The organism is Bacillus sp. FSL K6-6038 (genome assembly GCF_038050455.1).
Lineage (GTDB): Bacteria > Bacillota > Bacilli > Bacillales > Bacillaceae_G > Bacillus_A > Bacillus_A pseudomycoides.
In genome coordinates this window covers 2,833,355-2,850,616 of record NZ_JBBOUH010000001.1, presented here as the reverse complement: position 1 = coordinate 2,850,616, position 17,262 = coordinate 2,833,355, and the positions used below count along the sequence as shown (strand labels likewise).

Here is a 17,262-nt window from a genome sequence, read left to right as displayed (position 1 = left end):
AAGGATTATAAGAATTATTTAAGCTATTTTGATTTATTTAAAGGAGAAGTTTGAATTGAAAAAAATATGGATACTACTTTTCTTTTGTTTCACATTTATATTGGTAGGATGCAATAAAGGCGAAACTTCAGAACAAGCATTTGAAGCATATGTAAAATTATGGAATGACAAAAAATTTGCAGATATGTATGATCAACTGTCAAAATACGCAAAAGAATCCATTTCAAAAAAAGAATTTACAGAGAAAAATGAAAAAATTTACGAAGGTATTGGAGTTGAGAATTTAAAAATTAAAAGAGAGAAAGTAAGTAAAGATAAAAAGGAAAGTAAGGTCATTCTTTTTACCGTAAGTATGGATACAGCAGGAGGAGAAATTTCTTTTTCACATGAAGCAACACTTGTGAAAGAAAAAGATGGAGATAAGAAGTCTTGGAAAATAAATTGGACCCCAGACTTTATCTTTCCAGGGATGAAAAAAAATTATAAAGTCCGTCTGCAGACAGAGCAAGGAAAACGCGGTGAAATATATGATCGAAATGGAAAAGGGCTTGTAGTGAATGGAAAGGCAACTGAGGTTGGAATTATTCCAGAAAAATTAGGAGATACTGCAACACAAACGAAAGAAATAATAGCGCAATTACTTAATATGTCTATCGAAGAAGTCGATCAGAAGCTTACAGCGAAATGGATTAAACCAGATTCCTATGTACCAATTGGTATTTTACCAGAAGGACGAACACAAAGTGATTATATTTCGTTGGAAGGTGTTTCGTCTCGTCCAGTAAAAGTCCGTACATATCCATTAGGAGAAGCGGCAGCACACTTAACGGGATATATAGGAGAAGTAAATGCAGAAGAGTTAAAATTGCTTCAGAAAAAAGGATATCAAACGGATGATTTAGTAGGTAAGACAGGATTAGAAAAAGTCTTAGAAAATAAATTGCGCGGTGAAAAGGGTGGACGCGTATTTATGGAAGATGAGAACGGAAAAGAGATTAAAAACTTAGCAAAAACAGAAGCAAGAGATGGAGAGAATGTTACATTAACAATCGATGCCTCAATTCAAGAAAAAATCTATAATGAAATGAAAAATGAAGCAGGATCTAGTGCAGCGATTAATCCAAAAACGGGTGAAACAATTGCCCTTGTAAGTAGTCCAGCTTATAATCCAAATATAATAGTTAGAGGGGCATCAAAAGCGCAACGTGAAGTATGGAATAATGATTTGAAAAATCCAATGATAAACCGTTTCACACAGGCAGTTGTACCAGGATCTGTATTTAAAACAATTACAGGGGCAATTGGTTTGGAAGCAAACGTTATAAATCCAACGGAAGAGTTTAAAATTGAAGGATTAAAGTGGACAAAAGATTCATCATGGGGAAATTATTATGTAACACGTGTGAAAGATGCTAGTCCGATTGATTTCGATAAGGCAATGAAGTACTCTGACAATATTTATTTTGCACAACAAGCTTTAAAAATAGGAAAAGATCAGTATGAAAGCATGCTTAAGAAGTTCGGATTTCATGAAAAATTGCCGATTGAATACGAATTTCCTATGTCAATCATTGCAAAAGATGGGATGAAAAACGATATTCAACTGGCAGATACAGGATACGGTCAAGGACAAGTATTAATGACACCTCTTCATTTAGCTTTAACATATGCACCGATTGTAAATGAAGGGAATATTCCATCTCCACATCTGATACAAAAAAAAGTGAAGAATTGGAAAGAGAATGTGATTTCTAAAGAAAGTCAAAGAATATTAAAAAGTGCGTTAATAAAAGTAATTAATGATTCCGATGGTGCCGGAAAAATTGCTAGGATTGATGATATGACTCTTGCTGGTAAAACAGGTACGGCAGAACTAAAAGAATCAAAAGAAGCAGATGGAAAAGAACTCGGATGGTTTGCAGCTTTCGATGCAAATGCGCCGGATATGATTGTTACAATGATGATTGAAGATGTGAAAGGAAGAGGGGGTAGTAATGTTCCAGGTGAAAAAATAAAACATATTTTTCAGAAGTGATACTTAGATTTTATCATTAAAAAAGAACCCTTTTAATAAAGAGGGTTCTTTTTTTAGTAAAAATACATTATTTAATCAACTAATTTAATTTTTTACTTCATCATACAACTCTAGCCCTTCTTTCACATTCAAGCCATTTTTGACGATGCCATGAATCGCTTGAATCATTGCAGCTGGATGTTCTGACTGCCAAATATTTCGTCCCATATCAACTCCAATCGCACCCTCTTGCAATGCTTGGTATGTAATTGTTAAAGCGTCTTCGATCGAATCTAATTTTGGGCCACCTGCAATGACGACTGGGGCAGGGCATGTGCTCGTAATTTTTTCAAATCCTTCGCAGTAATACGTTTTAATAATATCAGCACCCATCTCCACACATACACGCGATGCAAGTGCTAAAAAGCGTGCTTCTCGTTTTTGTAGTTCTTTTGCAACGGCCGTAATACCGAGAACAGGTAAACCGTAATCATGAGCCTCGGAAACTACGTTTGCTAGATTTGAAACAGTTTGTGTTTCATATTCTGAACCGACAAAAACAGATACACCAACTCCGACTACATTTTGCCGCAGTGCTTCTTTAATTGGTGTCACAATGGTCTCGTTTGCTAAATCTTTACCAACGACAGTTGGACCGCCTGAAACACGTAAAACCATTGGTGTTTTGCAGTCTTTAGGAATGCAGGAATTGAGTACACCCCTTGTTAAAAAGAGAGAATCTGTATAGGGAAGTAAGTTTTTTACTGTTTCTAATGGTTGTTCTAATCCATGAATTGGACCTAAAAAGTAACCGTGATCAATTGCTAACATAACTGCTTTTCCATCAGGCAGAATCGTATTTAATCGATTTTGAAATCCCCAAGTCATTGTGAATCACTCCTTCGTTAATTTTGGATTTTCTGTTTGCACAGTATCTTTTTCTTGTAAATGTGGTGACTTAATAAAAACAGCCTTAAAGATTTGATCTGAGTGGTTAATAAGATAGTGAGATTCATGAGGGCGAACTTGCAAGACGTCACCTTGTTTTACAGGAACTCTTTCATTATCAATATAGAAATCAATTTCGCCTTCTAAGGCATAAAAAATTTCTTCACATATGGTGTGATAATGATTTTGAAATTCCTGCCCAGGTTGAATCACTACAACCCCAAGGTCAATGTTAGGACCCTTTATTAAATATTTTGGGCCGTTGTTACCAAAGCGATAGGAGAAATCCTCTTCATTTACTTTGAGCATATTGTTCACTCCTTTATGTAATGTGTTACAGTGCACCTGGTGCAATCCACATATGTGATGTAAATCCTTCATCTGCTAGCGTGAGTTGTTTTTCATAAACTGATTTCCATGTTTGATAGAATTGTTGATAGAGTTTGTGATGTTCAGTATTCGGTTCATATGTGCTTTCCCACTTTACAAACTCCCGAGAAGTTGTTTCCATAGAGTCATATATTCCTGCACCAACTCCAGCTGCGATTGCTGTTCCTAAAGCAGCAGCTTCTTTCACAACTGGTACCTTGACAGGAACTCCGAGAACATCCGCAACAATTTGGGGCCAGAGCTTGCCTTTGGCAGCACCCCCAGCAAATATCACTTCAGAAGGGAACTTTCCTGTTAATGATTCTATTAATTTTAAATTTCCAAGTGTTATAAATGCAGCATTTTCTTCGAGTGCACGGAACAGTTCTTTCTTTCCGCATTTATTAGCATCTAAGCTTAAATTAATGAAAGAAGGTGCGGCATGGCGCCATGAAATGTAGTTCATTACATTTGAGAATATAGGAATAATGCCATATGATCCGACTGGCACATGTTTTGCTTGTTCCTCTAATAATTCATAAGCATCTACACCTAGTTCAGTAGCAAGTTCTTGTTCTTCTTGGCAAAAAACATCTCGAAACCATCTCATCACAAGCCCCGGGAAAAAAGCGATTGTTTCATATTGCCAAAGTGTAGGGATAGCGTGGCAATTGACGCGAATACGAGCATTTGAATCTGTTTTTGGACTTGTTATATTTACTTCTTGTTGCCAAAAGCTCCCTCCGCAAATAAATGTTTGTTCAGGATGTACGACTCCCGAACCGAGTGAAGCCATCTGGGCATCTCCGCCCCCAGCAACTATCGGTGTTCCTACATGTAAACCTGTCAGTTCTGCACTTTGTTTTGTGACATTACCAATAACTGTCCCCGCTTCATTTACATTTGGAGAAAATGATAAGTTTAGACGACATTGCTCAGCGATTGAATTATCCCAAGTTCTATTTTCTAAATCAAAAATACCAGATGTACATCCATTGGAAGGGTCTATTTGTAATACCCCGCACAATTTATATAAAATCCAATCGTTTAACATTGTAAAGGAATGGATTTTATCATATATATCAGGTTGATGTTTTTGAATCCAAAGTAGCCTAGGCAGAGCGCCAAGTGCAAAAGTTTGCCCTGATTTCATATATAAATCTTCTTCAAGATGGGAGCGGATCTGTTTTAATTGACTTACTTCAGAAGAAGCACGGCCATCAACGTTCGCACATGCCCATATTTCTTGCCCACTTTTATCATATAAAACAAATCCTTCGCGCATACTTGTTGCACTAATCCCTTTAATAGAAGAAGGGGATATGTTGCTTTTTTGAAGTACATCTTTTGTGCATTCTTGAACGAGTTTCCAATTCTCTATCACATCAAAATTCATAGAACCAGGATAACGAGAGTCGGGTTTATGAACCCACTCTTTTTGACTCACAGCAAGCTGATTTCCTTGTAAATCGAAAAGGACGGCCCTGATACTACCAGTACCCGCGTCATAAGCTAATAGAGAAGACATTATGATTCACCTTCCTTTCTTAATAGGGAGAGTGCTGTGTCCTCATCGGTAATTAATGTATGAATGAATCTACCTTTTAAGGCTCCATAAATTGCATCTATTTTTTCTTCACCGCCAGCTACACCGACTACGTGTTTCATCTTTTGAAGAGCTGAAAGAGGTGTACCAATTAGGCGGTCGTGATGGGGAAGTTCTAGTAATTCTCCATGCGTATTATAAAATTGTCCTAGAATATCTCCGGCACCATTTTGACTTCGTATATAGGTCATTTCACGAAGCGTTAATTTTTCTTCTTTTACAATGGTTGCATCATGAGATAAACCACCAATACCAACTATTGCTGTATTAGCAAGTGAAGCGACATGTAGCATATCTTTAACAGCTGGTTCGGAAAGGATACTTTGTGCCGTTTCGGTTGTGGATGCTAAAAATGGCGTAGGAATGATATGAAGTTCGCCTTGCATGTGATTGAGATAGTTTTGTTTTCTAGGAAGGTAATGATTTACACCACCTGTAAGAGTAACGATTGAAAGTTGTATAGATGCTTCAAAATGGATGTTTTCTAACATTTTTGATATCGTTTCCCCCCAACCAATGCCGAGTAAATCTCCTTGTTGTAAATGTGTTTCTACATATTGCGCTGCAGCTTTCCCTAAAGAAGAAGGGGAATTTTCCATTAGCGTAGGGATAATAAAAGAGTCTTTTAAATGAAATCTTTTAATTAGTTCACGTTCAATGCTTAAGCAATGTAAACCCGTACCTTTTACATGAAATGTAACGACACCTTCAGCTCGAGCTTTATCTAATAACCGAACGACCTTATTTCGTGAAATGTGAAGCAAAGAAGCGATTTCCTGCTGCGTTAAATGATCTTTATAGTAATACCAGGCTACTTTTGTTAACAAATTTTCTTCAAAGTTCAACTGTGACATCCTCTTCATCCCTTTCAACAATTGACCGATGCTTAAACATATGTGCTTATTTTTTTGTTTATACCAATAGAAGTAGTAATTGTGTTCAAGAAAAATTTGTTCTAGATATGAAAAAAGGGATATACAATGCTACAAAACAAGTAGAACAAAAAATCATTTTCTCAAAAATTGTTCTGTATAAAGGCAGGTGACAAGATGTGGAGAATCCCCCCTTATTAAAAGTGAGGCAAATGAGTAAATCATTCTCAGAACAAAGGGTACTAAAAGAAGTGAATTTAGAATTAGACTATGGCGATGTATATGCTTTAGTTGGCGGAAACGGTGCTGGGAAATCAACATTGATGAAAATATTAACAGGTTTATACTCTTATGATGCTGGGGAGATGTATGTAAAGGGAGTAGTGCAAAGTTTTTCTAATCCAGCGGAAGCACATTTAAATGGTATTTATTTAATTCCACAAGAACCGTTAATTTTTTCTCATATGACAATTGAAGAAAATATATGTATCGGAATAAAAGCAAAGAAGAAGGAACTTCGTACAAAGATAAAAGATTTGATAAAAAGTTTAGGGTGGAACATAGAACTGAGTGCAATTGGAAGTTCATTATCAATTGCACAGCAACAATTAGTAGAAATATTAAGAGGATTAATAAGAGAAGCAGAGATTCTTATTTTAGATGAGCCAACATCGACATTAACAACTCATGAAATAAAGAGTCTTTTTGTGCTGATAAAAGACTTAAAAGAAAAGGGAATCGGAATGATTTATATTACGCATCGTTTTCCGGAAATCTTTGAGATTGCGAATAAAGTAGCTATTTTGCGTGATGGAATGATAGTGAGTCAAGGGGATGTATCAGATTATACATATGACATGCTAATGGAGGGATTATTGCCAAAAGATTATAAACAAGAGGAGAAAAAAGTGGCGCCTCAAGAAACGATGAAACTTTCTCAACAAGTATTAGAGGTAACAAATCTGTCGAGTTATGTATTTCAGAATATATCACTAAATGTACATGCTGGAGAGATTGTAGGGATTGCTGGTGTTGTTGGATCGGGTAGAACGGAATTAGCAGAAGTGTTATATGGGATAAGGCCCATACGGTCAGGGGATATTTTATTAGAAGGGGAGTCAATTGCAAAGTGTTCTACGAGCAAACGATTAGATAAAGGGATGGTATATGTTCCAGAGGATAGGGCAGGGAATGGTATTTTTTCAATTCGGTCTGTTAAAGAAAATATAACAGCAGCTTCTTTACACCGAATGAGCCCATTCTTTTTAAAGTGTAAAAAAGAAAGCGCTTTAGCAGAGTTGTATATGAATAAGTTTCGGATAGTTGTTTCCAATGTAGATGAAAAAATGACATCTTTATCAGGTGGAAACCAACAAAAAGTTGTATTAGCAAAATATCTTGCTTGTGAACCTAAAGTAATTATTCTTGATGAACCAACGCGCGGGATTGATGCAAAAGCAAGATTAGAAGTATATGAGGCAATTCAAAGTTTAAAACAATCAGGGCTTGCGATTTTATTAATCTCCTCAGATGTAGAAGAAATTGTTCAATTAGCAAACCGGGTATATGTGATGAGGAATGGAAAACTTGTTTCTCATTTAGAGAAAGGAGAAGTTTGTATAGATGAAGTTACACGCCTTGCATATGTGGGAAGGGAAGGTGTAACGGAATGAAACGTTTTTCAAATATAGTTAAAATGCATGAAACATCCATTATTATTTTATTACTTATTTACATAGCCCTCGTAGGAATTATTAATCCTAGTTTTGTTCAGTTTAGTTCGCTTTCTTTAATTATGAAATCAAGTCTTATTTTAGTCATACTAGCTATTGGTCAATCATTCGTATTATTTACTAAAAATATTGATGTTTCAGTCGGTTCTATTATGGGATTAAGCGCAGCAATTTGTGGGATGTTTTTGACAAATGGTAATAGCATCTTAATTTCAATCATTGTTGCAATCTTGCTTGGAGCTGTGATTGGAATGATAAATGGCGTTGGGGTTACGAAGTTTCGTGTACCGGCAATTATTATGACATTAGGAATGTTAGGGATTATTAGAGGAGCGATGTTGATCTATACAGGTGGCAAATGGATTGAAGATATTCCTAAGTCTTATAAACAGATGTCTTCTGTCATGATACTAGGGCTTCCAGTTACAGTATGGATTATTTTGGCTATTTTACTATTATTATATATCTTTTTAACGAAAGCACCTTTTGGAAGATATTTTTATGCTGCCGGAGATAACGAAGACGGAGCACGCCTCATTGGAATACCGGTAGACAAGGTGAAAATATATGCATTTATTATTTCTGGGATGAGCGCAGGGGTTGCAGGATGCATATTTGTTATGAATATCGGCTTTGTGCCAAATCAAACTGGTACAGGAATTGAGTTACAAGTAATTGCTGCCGCTGTTCTCGGCGGAATTCATCTAAAAGGTGGAACAGGTTCTATATTTGGAGCAGCACTGGGAGCGATTTTTTTAGAAGTTATAAGTAGTTCACTAGTCTTTTTAAAAATACCTGCTTTTTGGAATAGTGCTATATCAGGATTCTTACTGTTACTTATTATTATATTAGACAGCATCTTAAAAAAATGGAAGGGAATAAGACAGTTGGAAGAAAGAAGGATGAATCTATGAAGTATGCACATGGATTTTTAAGATGGGAAGGAGTTCTTATTGTATTACTTATTATAGAGTTCATTCTCTTTGGTTTGTTAAACAGTGATTTTTTAAATATTAGTAATTTACTTTTCAGTATGAATGACTTCGTTTTTATTACGATTGCCGCAATTCCAATGACTTTTGTAATTATAACAGGTGGAATCGATGTATCTGTAGGATCGATTATGGGGCTTACTTCAATTCTTATTGGTGTACTCTGGATGAATGGAATTCCGGTTATTTTAGCTGTAATTATTGCCTTGCTTATCAGTTGTCTAGCGGGTTGTATCAACGGGGTGATTATTAAAACGACAGAGGTAGAACCTCTTGTTGTTACACTTGGAACGATGTTTTTATATTCAGGAATTGCACTTGTTATCTCGGGTGGCTCAAATGCCAGTGGATATGAAGGGATAAGTGGTTTATCGGATTCTTACGTGCAACTTGCAAATGGAAGTTTTATAGGAATTCCTAATTTAGTATGGTTACTTTTCGTTTTGACTGTTTTGTTTACACTCTTACTTCATCGAACAAGGTACGGACGTTATGTCTTGTTGACAGGTGCGAATGAAAAGGCAGCACAATATTCTGGTATCAAAACAAAAAAAGTAGTTATTCTTGCCTATATTCTTTCTGGGTTAGGAGGTGGATTAGGAGGAGCTTTTTTAACAGCATATTTTGGCTCAGCTCGAGCTGATATTGGAAGCGAGACAATTCTGCCGGTTATTACGGCAGTTGTATTAGGTGGGACACTCATCACTGGGGGAAAAGGAAGTATTCTTGGAACAGTACTAGCAAGTATATTTATTGGAATGATGCAGTACGGTTTACAAATGACAGGTTTAACGAACGAACAGTCAAATGTAGTTATTGGTATTATACTTATCCTCTCTGTTATTATTAGGCATTTCAAATTACAGCAACTTACTATGTGGAAAAGAAGGAAATTGCATAAGGGGGAAATGTCATGAAAAGAAAACTGGGGATTTTTATCATTACATGTGTTTGTATCATCGGTTTAATCGCATGTTCTAGCAAAACAGCAGACAAGAAAAAAGTAGATGATGTGAAATTTGCATTCATTCCGAAATTGACAGGGGTTGGCTTCTTTACATCAGGTGGTGAAGGGGCAAAAGAAATGGGAGATAAATTAGGGGTACAAGTGAAATATGATGGGCCGTCAGAGGCTAGTGTATCAGGGCAAGTGAAATATATAAATAATTTTATTAATCAAAACTATGATGCGTTAATGGTTTCATCTACATCGGTTGATGGTCTGTCGCAATCATTACAGAGAGCAAAGAAAAAGGGAATGACAGTTTTAACATGGGATTCTGATGTGAATCCGAAAGATCGTTCATTTTATATAAGCCAAGGAACGCCGGAGCAATTGGCAAATCTATTAATTCAAATGACTTCATCACAAATTGGAGATAAAGGAAAAATAGCTTTCTTTTATTCAAGTCCAACTGTAACAGATCAAAATCAATGGGTAACAAAAGCAAAAGAGATAATAAAAGAAAAGTACCCGAATTGGGAAATTGTAACGACGCAGTACGGAGAAAATAACGCACAAAAATCATTATCGGTTGGAGAAAGCATTTTAAAAACGTATCCAGATATTAATGCGGTCATTTGTCCTGATGCAACAGCACTTCCAGCAATGGCACAAGCTGCTGAAAACTTAAAAATGGATAAAAAGGTAGTTGTGACGGGATTTTCAACTCCAAACGTAATGCGTGATTATGTAAAACGTGGAACTGTTCAGCAATTTGGGCTATGGGATGTAAAACAACAAGGCGCACTTGCAACTTATGTTGCAAATGAAATTGTGGTAAAAGGAAAGAAATTAAAAGTTGGCGATAGCTTTGAAGTTCCGAATATAGGTAAAGTAAAGGTGGAACCGAATTCTATTCAAGGTTATGACTACGAAGCAGATGGAAATGGAATCATTGTATTACCAGAAAGAGTTGTATTTACGAAGGATAATATTGATAAGTATAATTTTTAATGTTGAAATGAAAAACGTCCGGTATTTTTATCGGACGTTTTTATTATGCCAATCTTTTAGAATCTCTTCATCAATTTGTCCAACTACTTCTTGTGTACCATCACCTTTTTCAATTTTAACCTCAGCCCATTCTGTATTACTAACGACATACCAAAACCTTTTTGTTCCTTCAACAGTAATGATTTTTGCATTTTTGTTCCCGACATAAACTTTAGTAATAGCGTTATCACGAATTGTTCCAGCATAAATGTAAGGGATTTGATGCATGGAAGTCCATCTTACAGGGCTATTCCATTCAGTTCCTGTAGTTCTTATCCAATTCCACTTGTCACTTTCCTTTTCAAAATAAGCAATGAATATTTGTTCTCCTTGCTGATTTTATTCTGTAAATATTGCTACGGCATCATTTTCTTGTGAAACATTCATTTCTGTATGAATGAGAGTGTAGGAATTGTTCTTTTGTCCAAAATGCATTTTTTGCATCTTTTCATGGAAGTACATATAAAAAGATTGCTCTTTTGAACAGCTAATAAGAAATGTGATTAATATGAGGAAAGTATAGGTTATATTTCTATTCAACTTGCTACCTCCTTTTACCTTGAAGGATAAATCTTTTTAGCAAAATAAGTACAAATGTCCTAATAATTGTATTTATGTTAAAATTATTCTGAATATTAAATTATGTGATTGGAGGAATCGATTTGCTTACACAAGGACAGATCTTCAACTTATTTAGAAATTTTTCTATAAAAGAATGTAAAGGATCGAGCGATTTATACGAACATTTATCATTGGAAATTTCAGAAGATGAGGAAATCCTTGCATTAGCGTCACACGCACAACTTGGTCAGCCAACTCCTAACTTATTACTTGGTGCCGTTCACTATTTATTACTGAAAGGGAATAATCATGTATTAAAACAATACTATGGTAGCCTTGTTTCGGCTCCAGAAAAAAATCTAGAACATTCTTTTCAACATTTTAAAGATTTTTGTCAGATTCATAGGGAAGAGATAATCAATATTTTAAAAACAAAGCTAGTGCAGACGAACGAAGTAAGACGATGTACATATTTATATCCGAGTTTTTGTTATATGTTTAATAAAGTGAATAAGCCTTTAGCGCTAATTGAAATTGGGACAAGTGCGGGCCTGCAGCTGTTCTGGGATCAATATAGATATTCTTATGGAACAGGAGAGGTGTTTGGAAATAAAGACTCTAAAGTTCATTTGAAATCAGAAATAAAAGGGGAGAATCAGCCATTTTTCTTACAACAAAGTCCACCTGTCGTAGAAAGAATCGGACTTGATTTACATATAAATGATTTAAATAATGAGGAAGATTATTTATGGTTACGCTCACTTATTTGGCCTGAGCATAAAGAACGACTTGAAATGTTTGATCACGCAGCAGCTTGTTTAAAAGAACAATCTGTGAAATTAATAGAAGGGGATGGAGTAGCTCTTCTTTCAGACATTGCAGAACAAATTCCAGAGGATTCGGTGATTTGTGTTTTCCATACACATGTAGCGAATCAAATACCAGAGAGTGTAAAACATAAATTAGTAGAAAAAGTTAAAGAAATTGGTGCGAAACGGGATGTTTTCCATCTTTATAACAATATGTGGGATAGAGATCTTCATCTTGATTATTTTATGAATGGGAAAGAATGCAATGAAACTGTTGGAGAAACGGATGGCCATGCGCGTTGGTTTAGTTGGAGGTTGGGCGATAAATCGCTTTGTTAGATTGATATTTTAACGGTGTATAAAGAAGGGACAACTTACATGAGTTGTCCCTTCTTTATTGTAATACATAAATTTTCATGTAAAATGAACCTTTTGTGAGAAACGAGCGAATATAGTGTGAAAGATTGTTTAAAACATGAGAGGGGAACGAGAATTGGATGAAATTGAACTAAAGGAATGGCTACAGAGAAGGGCCTCTGGAGATCAACAAGCCTTTCAGGTTATTTATAAATTTACATGTAAAGATATTTATAGAACAGTAGCTTTTTTAGTAGTAGATAAGCAGGATGTAGAGGATATTGTGAATGAAGTGTATATTCAAATGTAGAAATCTGTAGTTAACTATGATGTGAAAGGTGAATTAAGTTCAAGAAGTGGTAGTTTTTATTAATGTTCCAGTCGGTATTCTATCCTTACTCTTCGCCTTTCTTTTTATTAAAGAATCATATGATTATACAGCTAGTTCTAAAATAGATTGGGCAGGTATGGTTACTTCATCATGTGCATTGTTTTTACTTGTATACGCTCTGATACAAGTAAATAAATCGAGTTTAAGTCCGCTAAGTATAAGTCTTCTCTTTGTTATTTCTTTTATAAGCTTTATATTGTTTATCTTTATTGAAAAGAAAAGTAAAAATCCGATGTTACCCCTATATTTATTCTCATATAAGGAGTTTTCGTTTTCAAATCTTTCATTATTTTTTGTAGGCATGGGTTTAATGAACTTTTTATTTGTTTTTGCATTTTACTTAGTTCAAGTAGATGGAATGAGCGAGCTTCAATCAGGGATGATTATTAGTACACTTGCGATAGTATCAATGGTAGTTACCGCGATTATGACACCCATTGCTGCAAAACATGGAAGTAGTGTTATCGGTATTATAGGAATTATCGCATTTATAATCGCTTCGTATTTATTTGGTCATATGGAATCAGGCTTTTCAAATTGGGATTATATTTGGCGACTCGTGGTTGTAGGTTTTGGTGCAGGGTGTACGCTTGCTCCATTTACAACAACTGCCGTTTTAAGTGTTCCAATCGAAAAATCAGGTATTGCGTCAAGTATATCTAATATTTCTAGAACAGTAGGAAGTATAGTAGGTGTAGCGATATTAGTTGTGATTTTAAATCATCAATTATCTATCGAAAAAGAAGAAATAAAGCAACAAGTGAAAGCGATGATTCAAAAAGACGATCAAACAGACTTTGAAAAACAAAAAATACTACACGTAATAAAAGCAATTGATGAGAAGAAATATGTAAGCATGGAATCAGAGGAAGGAAATAAACTCTACGAACAAATTAAATGGAAATATAAATACGGGGTTATTCGTAGTTTTAATAAAACTTTTTTAATAGGAGCATTTATTTTCTTTTTGGCACTTATTTGTAGTGTGCTAGAAATATATATGAAGAGAAAGAGGGGGAATAAATTAAGAGCCACATGTTAAAAGGAAGATATAATACAATAACACTATTTACATAATATAATTATGGTTAAGACGTTTAAGGATGCTATTATTTAATTGATAACCCTCATCTCAAGATAGTAAGAAAGAGATAAAAACAGTGTGTGAAAATGTTTGAAGTGAAAGTTTACCATAAAAAAACTTTAAAAAGAACGCTAGTTCGTATATACTTAATACATTTGAAGTTGAAGTTGAAGTAGAAGAAGGGAAGAGAAGATGATGATTCATAAAGTTGGTCAAATTATGCTATATGTAAATAATCAAGATGAGGCTGTGCAATTTTGGACAGAAAAAGTAGGTTTCCACTTAGTTGCTGATGAAGATAACGGTCAAGGATTTAGATGGATTGAAATCGCGCCAACAGAGAAAGCAGAAACGAGTATGGTTCTACATAATAAAGAATTAATTGCGAAGATGCAGCCAGAATTAAATCTTAGTACACCATCCATGTTGTTTTTCACTGAAGATATCGATAAATTATATAAAGAGTTTGTAGAGAAAGAAATTACAGTTGGAGAACTTGTAAATATGCCGTCTGGTAGAGCGTTTAATTTTGCTGATCATGAGAAAAATTACTTTGCAATTATGGAAAAGAAGTAAGTATAAAATTGACTAACTTGATCTTTAAACGAAACAACACCATTTTATAGATGGTGTTGTTTTATAGTTTTTGAGCAATTATTTATTACAAAATGCAAATGATTATTTACATTTTATTGGTAATCATTTACAATGAGAGTGTTTGAAAAGGAGGGAAGTGAAGTTAGGATGCTTGAAAACAGAGTTAGAGAATTACGGGCAAGATTTAGGTGGACTCAGCAAGACTTGGCTGATGCAATTGGAGTGACGAGGCAGACAATTGGGTTAATTGAAAAAGGTGATTATTCTCCCTCTGTCACCATGGCGTTAAAAATAGCTGCCGCGTTTCAACTTACAGTAGAAGATGTTTTTTATTTAAAGGGAAAGGAATGATTATAATGAAACAGGTTTTAAAATCTCCGCTTATAGGGTCCGGTATATTTGTTTTGATTATTGCATTTTTACTATTTTCTCTTATGAGTACACAGGTCGTTTTAGCTAGATTATGTTTTTGGATTCTAGTGACGGTTACTGTTTTCTGGTTCATTCTCACAAAGTTTTATAATCGAAAGAATTCGGATGATAAGATTAGATTATTTAGCTTTATACCATCCGAATTTCGTGAAATAGATGAAGGGCAGCAGTGGGTAACTTATAAGGCTTGCCGAAATGTATATATTTACTATAGCGTTGCACTTCCAGTAATGGCAGGGATCTTCTTCTTCTTTTCTCAACATAATTTTGTTCCATTACTGTGCATTGGTGTATTAGGTGCAGGCCAATACATGGTCTATTGGTTAACTACTATTCTTATTTTAAATCGTATTTAATTTAAAGAAAAAAGGGGATGAAACAATATGCTAGAGTGGGCTCAAAATGCAGGTGAAATGTGGCAATATGTCGTTTTATTTCTATTAGCTTTTGCTCCATGGATGGATGTATCAATCGTTGTACCACTTGGTATTGCATGGGGATTGCAACCATTTGCAGTAGGGGTGACTGCATTTGCAGGGAATCTTATCTTGGTTCTATTATTGGGATTCTTCTTTAAGCAGTATGCAAAATGGCAAGCGGCAAGAAAGTTAAAAAAAGGTATAACAACACCTTCTAAAAAAGAAACTAGATCAAGGCGAATATGGGAACGATATGGTATTCCTGGTTTGGCATTACTTGCTCCCATTCTCGTAGGAACTGATATTGCAGCCGTATTAGCTTTAACATTTGGATCTAACAAGACGCACGTCATAAGTTGGATGACAGTCAGTCTAGCGGTATGGACAATCATTTTTGTAGTTGCTTCGATGTATGGATTTAGCCTTTTACATATTATTTAGGATAATATAAAACTGTCTATGAATATAGTAATGAAGTAAGAGGGATGAAGAAAAAACGTCGTAGATTGAATATGGAAGTCAAAATAAGAAGAAGTGTCCAATTTAAGGTTATTAAAGTCTGAATTTTTCGATTTATTATTAGTATCTAATAGGAATGGATCTTGGTTCTTCTTCGATTACACTGATAGAAGTGATTAAGGGAGAATAATGAAATATGAAAAAAACTGTATATATTGCATTAGAAAAGATCGCGTTAAAATATAAAAATTCACTATATTGTAAGGAGAGAAAATAATTGAACCTAGGTAATCCGATAGCTATTGGGAATACAGCAAAGATATATCTTTATGATAATAAAATTGTGAAAGTGTTTAAAAAGCACTTTCCAAATACAGAATCTTTATATGAGGCAAAGAAACAAGAATACGCTTATTCATGTGGGATTCAAGTCCCAAAGGTATTAGAAGTCACAAAAATAAAGGGTAGGCAAGCAATTATAATGGAATATGTAAAAGGAAAAACAGTAGGTGATCTCTTAATTCATAATATGGAACGAGCGGAGCATTACATAAGTATTTGTGTTAATGCACAACAAAAGGTGCATGCTGTTGTTGTTGATTCGGATTTACTTGAACCGATGTCAGAAAAGCTACGTCGTCAAATTGAATCAGTACAGAATCTAGATGAGAAACAAAAGGGTAAATTGTTAAGAAAATTGGATTCAATGGTATTTGAATCTAGGCTATGTCATGGGGATTTTCATCCATTTAATTTGATTTTGAGTAATGATAATGTGAAAATTATTGATTGGGTGGATGCTAGCGCGGGAGATATTCGTGCCGATGTCTACCGAACATATTTGTTGTATGCCCAGGCTTCAGTAGAGTTGGCTGAAATGTATTTACGTATATATTGCAAAAATGCTGGTTTATCAAGGGATGAAGTTATAAAGTGGGCTCCTATTATTGCTGGGGCAAGATTGTCAGAAAAAGTATCTTCAGAAAACATAGAATATCTAAAGAAGTTAGTAGATCAGTATTGTCATTAAGGAACACGATAGAACTAGCATTTCTGTAATAATCAAATTTTTAAATGCGACAGAATTAGATAATAAAACCGTTCAAAATTTTCGAACGGTTTTTGGTTGTTATATTATTTTTTAACTTATATATTGAAAAGTTATGCTAGATAGTTATTTCGATTTGATTTCCTTCTGGATCACTAATTACGCTCTCATAATAGCCATCTCCAGTGAAACGTGGTCCATTTAATACAGGATATCCAGCTTCTTTTAATGCTTTGGTTAGTTGATTCACATTTTCTTCACTACCAACAGAAAAAGCCAAGTGAGCATACCCGGTTATATTGGGATTAGGTTTATCTTCTATTCCTTTCTTTCGCATAATTTCAAGGCGTGCTCCAGATTCAAAAGTAATAAAATAAGATTCGAAGTGTTTAGCTTTATTGTGATATAAAGAATTTGCCTCTCCATTAAAGTATTGTGTATAGAAAGTGCGCATTGCCTCTAAATCATTTACCCAAATAGCTATATGTTCGATTTTCATTTATTTCACCTGTCCTATTCCTATATAAATTTATATAAGTTAATTAAGTATTGTGGGCTAATAATCAGTGAAGATG

At 34.8% G+C, this 17,262-nt stretch carries 18 protein-coding genes and 2 pseudogenes; 13 read left to right on the top strand and 7 right to left on the bottom strand.

The features are described 5' to 3' along the window. Positions 1–55 precede the first annotated feature (55 nt). Positions 56–2,035: a penicillin-binding transpeptidase domain-containing protein gene (locus NSQ40_RS14810; protein WP_098715858.1), complete on the top strand. Its 1,980-nt coding sequence runs from the start codon at positions 56–58 to the stop codon at positions 2,033–2,035. Between the two features lie 84 nt (positions 2,036–2,119). Here the strand turns inward: NSQ40_RS14810 and lsrF are convergent, their stop codons facing one another. Genes lsrF through NSQ40_RS14790 form a run of 4 tightly spaced genes read right to left on the bottom strand, consistent with a single transcriptional unit; the run spans position 2,120 to position 5,809 of the window. Beyond that, the gene (gene lsrF, locus NSQ40_RS14805) at positions 2,120–2,902 is read right to left on the bottom strand and encodes a 3-hydroxy-5-phosphonooxypentane-2,4-dione thiolase (RefSeq protein ID WP_003198352.1); all 783 of its coding nucleotides are present in this window, start codon (positions 2,900–2,902) and stop codon (positions 2,120–2,122) included. Positions 2,903–2,908: 6 nt separating this feature from the next. Continuing rightward, positions 2,909–3,271, bottom strand: coding sequence for a cupin domain-containing protein (locus NSQ40_RS14800; RefSeq protein ID WP_018765766.1), 363 nt, complete (start codon positions 3,269–3,271; stop codon positions 2,909–2,911). A 25-nt stretch (positions 3,272–3,296) separates the two neighbouring features. Next, positions 3,297–4,859, bottom strand: coding sequence for an autoinducer-2 kinase (lsrK, locus tag NSQ40_RS14795; protein WP_018765765.1), 1,563 nt, complete (start codon positions 4,857–4,859; stop codon positions 3,297–3,299). Continuing rightward, positions 4,859–5,809 (bottom strand): sugar-binding transcriptional regulator, encoded by a 951-nt coding sequence (locus NSQ40_RS14790; protein WP_003207451.1) that lies wholly within the window; start codon positions 5,807–5,809, stop codon positions 4,859–4,861. Before NSQ40_RS14790 ends, lsrK begins: the two co-directional genes overlap by 1 nt. A 179-nt stretch (positions 5,810–5,988) precedes the next feature. Between NSQ40_RS14790 and NSQ40_RS14785 the strand changes: the two genes are divergently transcribed. The 4 genes from NSQ40_RS14785 to lsrB are packed head-to-tail and all read left to right on the top strand — an operon-like array spanning position 5,989 to position 10,491. Beyond that, entirely contained in the window at positions 5,989–7,482 is a 1,494-nt protein-coding gene (locus NSQ40_RS14785; RefSeq protein WP_003207453.1) for a sugar ABC transporter ATP-binding protein, read from the top strand. Beyond that, entirely contained in the window at positions 7,479–8,456 is a 978-nt protein-coding gene (locus NSQ40_RS14780; protein WP_016131531.1) for an ABC transporter permease subunit, read from the top strand. Before NSQ40_RS14785 ends, NSQ40_RS14780 begins: the two co-directional genes overlap by 4 nt. Next, positions 8,453–9,451 (top strand): ABC transporter permease, encoded by a 999-nt coding sequence (locus NSQ40_RS14775; protein WP_018765761.1) that lies wholly within the window; start codon positions 8,453–8,455, stop codon positions 9,449–9,451. Before NSQ40_RS14780 ends, NSQ40_RS14775 begins: the two co-directional genes overlap by 4 nt. After that, entirely contained in the window at positions 9,448–10,491 is a 1,044-nt protein-coding gene (gene lsrB / locus NSQ40_RS14770; protein WP_033796221.1) for an autoinducer 2 ABC transporter substrate-binding protein LsrB, read from the top strand. The genes NSQ40_RS14775 and lsrB overlap by 4 nt, the downstream gene beginning before the upstream one ends. Before the next feature lie 27 nt (positions 10,492–10,518). Here lsrB and NSQ40_RS14765 read toward each other — a convergent pair whose 3' ends face one another. Both NSQ40_RS14765 and NSQ40_RS14760 read right to left on the bottom strand, forming a co-directional pair. Further along, positions 10,519–10,758, bottom strand: a complete 240-nt coding sequence (locus NSQ40_RS14765; protein WP_258248333.1) for a hypothetical protein — start codon at positions 10,756–10,758, stop codon at positions 10,519–10,521. Between the two features lie 111 nt (positions 10,759–10,869). Then, positions 10,870–11,070: a hypothetical protein gene (locus tag NSQ40_RS14760; RefSeq protein WP_258248334.1), complete on the bottom strand. Its 201-nt coding sequence runs from the start codon at positions 11,068–11,070 to the stop codon at positions 10,870–10,872. Positions 11,071–11,192: 122 nt separating this feature from the next. Between NSQ40_RS14760 and NSQ40_RS14755 the strand changes: the two genes are divergently transcribed. The 8 genes and pseudogenes from NSQ40_RS14755 (at position 11,193) to NSQ40_RS14720 (ending at position 16,669) form a co-directional block, all read left to right on the top strand. Continuing rightward, the gene (locus tag NSQ40_RS14755) at positions 11,193–12,239 is read left to right on the top strand and encodes a DUF2332 domain-containing protein (RefSeq protein ID WP_018765758.1); all 1,047 of its coding nucleotides are present in this window, start codon (positions 11,193–11,195) and stop codon (positions 12,237–12,239) included. A 154-nt stretch (positions 12,240–12,393) separates the two neighbouring features. Beyond that, positions 12,394–12,564 (top strand): annotated as a pseudogene (locus NSQ40_RS14750) (sigma-70 family RNA polymerase sigma factor); the annotation flags it as partial. 52 nt (positions 12,565–12,616) lie between these two features. Beyond that, a pseudogene (locus tag NSQ40_RS14745) lies at positions 12,617–13,690 on the top strand (MFS transporter); the annotation flags it as partial. Positions 13,691–13,927: 237 nt separating this feature from the next. Next, positions 13,928–14,308, top strand: a complete 381-nt coding sequence (locus NSQ40_RS14740) for a VOC family protein (protein ID WP_026008564.1) — start codon at positions 13,928–13,930, stop codon at positions 14,306–14,308. A gap of 168 nt (positions 14,309–14,476) precedes the next feature. Further along, positions 14,477–14,680 (top strand): helix-turn-helix transcriptional regulator, encoded by a 204-nt coding sequence (locus tag NSQ40_RS14735; protein ID WP_026008563.1) that lies wholly within the window; start codon positions 14,477–14,479, stop codon positions 14,678–14,680. A gap of 2 nt (positions 14,681–14,682) precedes the next feature. Further along, the gene (locus tag NSQ40_RS14730) at positions 14,683–15,117 is read left to right on the top strand and encodes a hypothetical protein (protein ID WP_033797026.1); all 435 of its coding nucleotides are present in this window, start codon (positions 14,683–14,685) and stop codon (positions 15,115–15,117) included. A gap of 27 nt (positions 15,118–15,144) precedes the next feature. Beyond that, positions 15,145–15,621 (top strand): small multi-drug export protein, encoded by a 477-nt coding sequence (locus NSQ40_RS14725; protein WP_003198383.1) that lies wholly within the window; start codon positions 15,145–15,147, stop codon positions 15,619–15,621. 295 nt (positions 15,622–15,916) lie between these two features. Further along, on the top strand, positions 15,917–16,669 hold the full coding sequence (locus NSQ40_RS14720) for an aminoglycoside phosphotransferase family protein (protein WP_033796222.1): 753 nt from the start codon (positions 15,917–15,919) through the stop codon (positions 16,667–16,669). A gap of 136 nt (positions 16,670–16,805) precedes the next feature. Here the strand turns inward: NSQ40_RS14720 and NSQ40_RS14715 are convergent, their stop codons facing one another. Next, on the bottom strand, positions 16,806–17,186 hold the full coding sequence (locus NSQ40_RS14715) for a VOC family protein (RefSeq protein ID WP_003207462.1): 381 nt from the start codon (positions 17,184–17,186) through the stop codon (positions 16,806–16,808). Positions 17,187–17,262 lie beyond the last annotated feature (76 nt).

What these genes read in the sequence shown, in the direction of transcription:
- lsrK (WP_018765765.1), bottom strand. Translation starts at nt 4,859, where the DNA reads ATGTCTTCTCTATTAGCTTATGACGCGGGTACTGGTAGTATCAGGGCC.
- NSQ40_RS14780 (WP_016131531.1), top strand. Translation starts at nt 7,479, where the DNA reads ATGAAACGTTTTTCAAATATAGTTAAAATGCATGAAACATCCATTATT.
- lsrB (WP_033796221.1), top strand. Translation starts at nt 9,448, where the DNA reads ATGAAAAGAAAACTGGGGATTTTTATCATTACATGTGTTTGTATCATC.
- NSQ40_RS14725 (WP_003198383.1), top strand. Translation starts at nt 15,145, where the DNA reads ATGCTAGAGTGGGCTCAAAATGCAGGTGAAATGTGGCAATATGTCGTT.
- NSQ40_RS14765 (WP_258248333.1), bottom strand. Translation starts at nt 10,758, where the DNA reads ATGCATCAAATCCCTTACATTTATGCTGGAACAATTCGTGATAACGCT.
- lsrF (WP_003198352.1), bottom strand. Translation starts at nt 2,902, where the DNA reads ATGACTTGGGGATTTCAAAATCGATTAAATACGATTCTGCCTGATGGA.
- NSQ40_RS14740 (WP_026008564.1), top strand. Translation starts at nt 13,928, where the DNA reads ATGATTCATAAAGTTGGTCAAATTATGCTATATGTAAATAATCAAGAT.
- NSQ40_RS14800 (WP_018765766.1), bottom strand. Translation starts at nt 3,271, where the DNA reads ATGCTCAAAGTAAATGAAGAGGATTTCTCCTATCGCTTTGGTAACAAC.
- NSQ40_RS14715 (WP_003207462.1), bottom strand. Translation starts at nt 17,186, where the DNA reads ATGAAAATCGAACATATAGCTATTTGGGTAAATGATTTAGAGGCAATG.
- NSQ40_RS14775 (WP_018765761.1), top strand. Translation starts at nt 8,453, where the DNA reads ATGAAGTATGCACATGGATTTTTAAGATGGGAAGGAGTTCTTATTGTA.
- NSQ40_RS14735 (WP_026008563.1), top strand. Translation starts at nt 14,477, where the DNA reads ATGCTTGAAAACAGAGTTAGAGAATTACGGGCAAGATTTAGGTGGACT.